This is a genomic window from Xenorhabdus sp. SGI240 (assembly GCF_040081915.1).
Taxonomy (GTDB): domain Bacteria; phylum Pseudomonadota; class Gammaproteobacteria; order Enterobacterales; family Enterobacteriaceae; genus Xenorhabdus; species Xenorhabdus bakwenae.
The window spans coordinates 1-1942 of record NZ_JBEBMB010000083.1; the positions used below are offsets into that span (position 1 = coordinate 1).

Here is a 1942-nt window from a genome sequence, read left to right on the forward strand (position 1 = left end):
CAATGGCATAGGCATAATGTACCGTCTGGGCATAGTCGGTATGCGCATTACTGGTATACCTTGAGATACGTCCCAGCTCATCATAGTCATAGTGAGCCGTGCATTGCTGTGCATCCACGGCCTGCCATAGCTTGCCGCTGACCTGCGACTGGCGACTCTCGGTCGTAAGACTAAGCCGGTCATGACCGACCCATTGACCGGTTTTCACCAGCGCTTCACCTTGCAGGGTATAGCTGAAAATCTGGTAGCTTGTCCATGCCTTGCCGGCCGCAAGCGCCTCTCCCGACAGGGCATGCACCGTCTCGTCAATCCGCCGGATGCGCCCGTGGTCTGGAGAGCGGGTATCATTTACATAGTGGGTCTGTGTTTCATGCAGTAACTGAGGTTTATGCTGCTGTTCACTATACCAGCCCTGATAGGTGCAGGCGACGGCATGCGCACAGGGTGCGCCGGGAAGGGTCGGCAATACCTCATAGCGATAGACTGTCCGGTGAGTCGGAACATCCTCATACGTCCCTTCCGGCGAGGCCCTGCCCGGTGTCACGGTCTTGGATTTGACAAAACGCACGAAGCCCTGCGGTGAAGCCGGGCAGGCCCCGGTTTCACCCTCGGCCGGATAATACACCCAGTCCGTGCGGGTGCCATCCGGCGCTATTTGCACAGTCGGGTTTCCCGCTTCATCAAACTCGGTCTGGATCACCTCCACATCCGGGGTGTCATTGAAGCTGACGCGGGCTGTTTTCGGCAGCTGGAACTGCGGGGGCTGTTCTTCAAACGAACGGCCCTCCTGCGCATAATAGTCGGTCTGATGCTCCCGCCTGCACCCATTTTGCTCCGTCGTTTCGGACACCAATAAATGGTATTTATTATACTTTCGGGTAATATGGCGTTGCGTGGTGCCGTTGTCCCAGCTTTCGGTCGAGCCATACCAGTAATGACTTAAGACACCGTAGAGAAAATCTTCATCATCATTCCAGCTCTCGTGACTCCCATAACCCAAAAAATTATACTCGGTATATTTATAGTGCCTAATGATTTCAGGACTTTGCTTTGTATGTTGCGTGTACCGGGTAACATAAGGCAGAGGCGGCAATTTTGCCTCTTTGGGAAACTGATGCCCGTCAAAATCGTAATCCACAAATTCAGTGGCACCTGTCGGAGATGAAACCCGGGTTAAAAAATTGCTGTCTGAGTCATATTCCAGCGTCCAGATTAACGTGTGGTGACTCGTCTCATTGCTAATCTGTGTGACTTTGTCATTCTCAAAGCGTAATCGGATATCATAAGATTCCGATGATTCGGGCCAGACCGTAATACGGGTATAGAGAGCTGTTTTATACTCAATTTTTAACAGCACCCGCCTTTCGTCCGATACCGCAGCAAGACGGGGTATCGTCTCCGTTTTATAAATCCAGTCCAGTTTCAGGGCATGGCCCAGCGGGGTAAATATCTGTGTAGGCACTTTGAGGTGATAGGCATTGTCCGGCCCGGTCAACACTTCAACTGTACCCGATTTATGGATCACCCGGTAAACATTCTGAGTGACGTCCTTTTCAAACCGCACAACATCCTGCTTATACTGTTTCAGATAGACTTTGTCCGTGTATTCATCCACTTTATAGCGCTCACCGGTGGAGAGACTTAATAACCGTTGCCGGCTGTCATACTGGGTCAGTCCCAGGGAAAAACCAATACCCAGGCCAATATCTTCGGTATTAAGCGGGTTATACGACAGCGCTATCGTTTGAGTCGGCCCGAGGTGATTGTTGCCGGTTAACTGGGCAACCTGCATCGCATACGTAAACAGGCCGGTGCGGGGGTCGACACTGCCCATGGCCGCACTTTGAAAGTTGTGGGCATTTGAGAAAAAATCATATGGCATTTTAGCGCCTCTCTTTTCTAGTTATAGAAAAATGTATTTCTCATTTCATAATCAGAGGAT

General features: G+C 51.1%; 1 pseudogene. It reads right to left on the reverse strand.

From position 1 onward, the window contains the following. Window positions 1-1882 (reverse strand): annotated as a pseudogene (locus ABLA76_RS15410) (hypothetical protein); the annotation flags it as partial. Between the last annotated feature and the right edge of the window lie 60 nt (window positions 1883-1942).